The organism is Halomonas sp. 707D4, from assembly GCF_024158685.1.
Taxonomy (GTDB): domain Bacteria; phylum Pseudomonadota; class Gammaproteobacteria; order Pseudomonadales; family Halomonadaceae; genus Vreelandella.
Window position 1 is genome coordinate 1 of record NZ_JAMZBD010000282.1, and the last position, 4211, is coordinate 4211.

5 protein-coding genes are annotated in these 4211 nt (G+C 59.7%); 4 read left to right on the forward strand and 1 reads right to left on the reverse strand.

What is annotated here, in order from left to right; genetic code table 11:
- Positions 1-521: TonB-dependent receptor plug domain-containing protein (locus BIS11_RS12040; protein ID WP_253586109.1), on the reverse strand; the 521-nt coding region annotated here is incomplete at its 3' end.
- 129 nt (positions 522-650) lie between these two features.
- On the opposite strand from BIS11_RS12040, the gene BIS11_RS12045 reads away from it, so the two are divergent.
- The 4 genes from BIS11_RS12045 to BIS11_RS12060 form a co-directional block, all read left to right on the forward strand.
- Positions 651-1103, forward strand: coding sequence for a response regulator (locus BIS11_RS12045; protein WP_253421646.1), 453 nt, complete (start codon positions 651-653; stop codon positions 1101-1103).
- Complete coding sequence (locus tag BIS11_RS12050; protein WP_253421643.1) at positions 1100-1384, forward strand: helix-turn-helix domain-containing protein; 285 nt, start codon at positions 1100-1102, stop codon at positions 1382-1384. Before BIS11_RS12045 ends, BIS11_RS12050 begins: the two co-directional genes overlap by 4 nt.
- Positions 1385-1703: 319 nt before the next feature.
- The gene (locus tag BIS11_RS12055) at positions 1704-2264 is read left to right on the forward strand and encodes a LemA family protein (protein ID WP_253421640.1); all 561 of its coding nucleotides are present in this window, start codon (positions 1704-1706) and stop codon (positions 2262-2264) included.
- A 35-nt stretch (positions 2265-2299) separates the two neighbouring features.
- The coding region (locus BIS11_RS12060) for a DUF2207 domain-containing protein (RefSeq protein ID WP_253586110.1) at positions 2300-4211 on the forward strand (1912 nt) is incomplete at its 3' end.

Here is a 4211-nt window from a genome sequence, read left to right on the forward strand (position 1 = left end):
TTGGCGCCGCGCACGATGTCGGCACGCTCGTAAAGGTCCATGTTGACGGCGCCCCCACCCCCGCTGAACCCGGTGGCCCCCTGGAACTGCAGGCCATCCACCTTCCAGTTGCTGATGTCGTAGCCGCGTGCCCGGTAAGACGTACGCACACCCACTTCAAGCTTGCTGGCGGCGATGCCCGGCGTCAGCGCCAGCGCATCCTCCAAGGTGGTGGCCTGATGATCGTCGAGCTGTTGACGCGTGACGCTGGTGACCGATTGCGGCGTCTCGCGGGGGGACAGATCGAGCCCGGTGGAGGCGCGGGTGTCATCGACGGTATAGCGGGTGCTTGAATCACCCAGCGGGCTTGCCTCGACCTGGAGGGTTTCCATCCGAACGTGTTCGGGCGTGGCGTCGGACGTCTGGGCCAGCGTGCCGGTGCTCATCAAGGCGCTGCCACAGGCGACGGCGATCGCCACTGAAAGGGGCGTGCGGGACCCTGCGACACGAGCCGTGGAGATGGGTGAAGCGCGATGCGTCATGAACGATCCTTTACAGCATAAGAATAATAATGATTGGCATTTACGATTTTGACGATCGCGATTATATTAGCAATTTCGCTTAAGAACCTTTCGCTTTACGAGTCATATGTAATGAACTGTATGGAAAGTATGGCCAGACCGGAGGGCCCGCCGCCGGCGCCTATGCAGCGCGACCTGATTCTGGTGGTCGACAGCGATACGCAGGCGCGCGAGCGGCTGTGCGCCTACCTGGCGCGCAGGGGATACCGCACCCGTGCGGCGGCGCACGAGCACGAGATGTGGGCGAGCCTGAAGGATACGAACCTGGTGATACTCGATCAGATGCTACCCGGCGAAGGAGGACTCGCCGTCTGCCGGGCCCTGCGCCGCAAGGGTGACTGGCCGATCATCATGACCGGCACTCATGGTGATGCCGAGGAGCGCATCATCGGGCTCGAACTCGGGGCCGATGACTATCTCAGCAAGCCGTTCGACCCGCGCGAGCTGCTGGCGCGCATTCGCGCGATTCATCGCCGACTGCGCCCGGCCCCCCCGTGCGCTCGGCCACCAGGCGACATTTCGGCGGCTGGTGCCTGGAGGTGAACCTGCGCCGGCTGCACGCCCCGGACGGCCAGATCCACGACCTCAGGCGCTCCGACTTCCAGGTGCTCGACGCCCTGAGCGAGGAACCCAACCGCATCGTCAGCCGCAACGCGCTCAGCCGCCGCGCCTTCGGACGCGACTGCCTGGCCAACGACCGCGCGGTGGACGTCTGCATCAGCCGGCTGCGCCAGTGCCTGGGCGACGACGCCCGCTGCCCGCAGCTCATCCGCACGGTGCGCAACGAAGGGTATCGGTTGGAGCTGACGTTGCCGGGAGGGTAAGCACCTTGCACGCGCCTCCCGTGCAAGGTGGTCAAGGCGAAGGAGTCACTTGCTTACATATTAAAGTAACGCCTGGCGCAGGGACGGATACGCCCTTATTGCCCTCTTCTTCCGGACATCCAGTGGGCGACTCCAACCGGTAGCGGCTTCATGCATTCAACGATGTTATTGCGCCCGCTTCGGTGGAGGAAAACATTTAAATATAGTTCAGTATCCTTTGACCGCTACAAATCGACATAAAACTCCGCATAATACGTCATCGCTAAGTGGCTAATAAATCTTCGCCTGTAGTCAGCGGCGTTAGAGTAAAGGAGTGGGCATGGAGTGGGCAGGGCTGGCACTTTTCGTGGCGTTTATCGCTTATTTCATTCATCTATACAACGGCCTGATCAGGTATCGGCAACTGAGCCAGGAGGGCTGGTCGGGAATCGATGTGCAATTGAAGCGCCGGGCCGATCTGATCCCCAGATTGCTTGAAACCGTCAAGGCCTACATGCGACACGAGCGCGAAACGCTGCATGCGGTGGCGGTCGCCCGACAGGCCGTACTGGAGGCGCAAGACGAGGGGGGCCTGGTACAGCGTGGTGAGGCAGAGAACCAGCTCTCTGCAGCGCTGGGGCGGCTTTTGATGGTGGTGGAAGCCTACCCGGACCTCAAGGCAGATACCACGTTTCTGGAGTTCCAGCGTGCGTTGCAGACGGTGGAAAACGATATCCAGTACGCACGCCGCTATTACAACGGCACGGTGCGCAATCTGAATGTGGCGGTAGAGTCTTTCCCTTCCAATATCGTTGCCCGAAGCTTTCGATTCGAAAAAGCGAACTACTTCGAGCTCAATAACGAAGGTCGTAGCGTGCCGCAAGTGACTTTCGCCCAATAGTGGCGCGGCAGGAAACTAGAGCAAGGGGATAATTGATGATCAATAACGTGTCCATGCGCAAGGTGGCGATTACCTCATGTCTGGCTATCGTTACCCTCGTGCTGTCCGGTATGGCGGCACTGCCGGTAGCGGCGGAAGAGGTCATCGAACGATTCGAGACGGACATCGAGGTAAAGCCCGATTCCTCGGTGGAGATTACCGAGACAATCCGTGTCAATGCCGAGGGCGAGCAGATCCAGCGTGGTATCTTCCGCGACATTCCTACTGTCCTGGCTGGCGAGGGCCGACGCCGAGTGAGACAGACGCTCGACGTGCTCTCGGTGAAGCGCAATGGAGAGCCCGAGCGCTATACGGTCAATGCGTTGATGAACGGCAAGCGTATCCAGATCGGGCGCGCCGATGCCACCCTGGCGCAGGGCACGCACACCTACGAGATACGCTATCGAATCGACCGGGCGGCTCGCATGTTCCAGGAGCACGATGAGCTCTACTGGAATGCGACCGGAAACTTCTGGGCGTTTCCGATTCTCGAGGCATCGGCACTCGTCACGCTGCCTGCCGGGGCCGAGATCCGTGAGCTCGACGTCTTTACCGGACGTCAAGGGGCGACCGAGGAAGCAGCCCGAATGGAGCAGCTCAGGGATAACGTCGCTCGCTTTGATATGACGCAGCCGCTGGCGGTTCGGGAGGGGATGACGATTGCGGTAGCCTTTGAAAAAGGCGCTTTGCTTTCTCCTGATTTCGTCCATGAAATGCGCTACTGGTTGTCGGACTACCGAGAGGTGGTCGGGGCGGTCGCTCTGCCCCTGGTGGTCTTCCTCTATTTCTTCTATGCGTGGTATCGCGTCGGCCGAGGCCCGGCCAAGGGCACCATCATTCCTCGTTTCTATGCACCGGAAGGGTTTTCTCCTGCACTGACCCACTTCGTCTATTACAAGGGGCAGTGGGAAAAGCACGGCTGGACCGCTTTTTCCGCAGCCGTGGTGTCGTTGGCCGTCAAGGGAGTGGTGGCCCTCGGCAAGGAAGGCAAGAAGGCGATGACGTTGGAAACGACAGGCAAGGTGCCCGACTCGCTTCCCCCGGGCGAGAAAGTCATTTTCGATTTTCTGCGCGAAAACAGTCCGGTCACCACCGACGCCAAGCATGGGAGAGCCATCCAACGCACGAAGTCTCGCTTTACATCAGCGCTGCAAAAAGAGAATCGCTCGGTGTTCTTCAACAGCAACCAGGGCTATACCCTTTTCGGCGTGGCGCTGTTTGTTGTGTCGATACTCCAGATGCTCTATTTCGACGTGCTGGAGGTCGGTGTACTCGTCTTCATGCTGTTCTCCTGCATGCCGCTCTTGCTGCTGTTGCTGGTCATGAAGCGGGCGCTGCGCAAGCCGCTGGTAGTGAGCGTGCTGGTGGGCATCTTCGTGGCAGTGATGACATTCGGCTACTTGAAATTCTTGATCGGTATATATCATTCGTTCGGTGTGGATTTGATTTTCATTGCCCTGTTGTCGAGTTTGGCGATCGCTGGCACCTTCGGGACTTACATGGGGGCGCATACCATGCAAGGACGCAAGGTGATGGACGAGATCGAGGGCTTCAAGATGTATCTGGAGACCGCAGAGAAGGAGCGACTCAACTTCCGGGACGAGCCCGATATGACGGTGTCGCGCTATGAGGCGATATTGCCTTACGCCATGGCACTCGGTGTCGAGAAGCCCTGGACGGAGCGCTTCGAGAATGATCTGACACGACACGCGATCAGCGACGTCGAGTCGGATTACCGTCCTCGCTGGTATAGCGGGGACGGTTTCACCTCGGAACGACTTTCATCGAGCATGAGCGGCATCACCGCGGGCGTCGCGTCGGCCATGATGGCAGCGCAGCCCTCCTCTGCCTCCAGCTCCGGCTTTTCGAGCGGCAGCAGTAGCTCCTCCTCTTCCAGCGGTGGTTTTT

Excerpts from the sequence above, each read along its gene's own strand:
- BIS11_RS12045 (WP_253421646.1), top strand. The coding sequence starts at position 651 with ATGGCCAGACCGGAGGGCCCGCCGCCGGCGCCTATGCAGCGCGACCTG.
- BIS11_RS12055 (WP_253421640.1), top strand. The coding sequence starts at position 1,704 with ATGGAGTGGGCAGGGCTGGCACTTTTCGTGGCGTTTATCGCTTATTTC.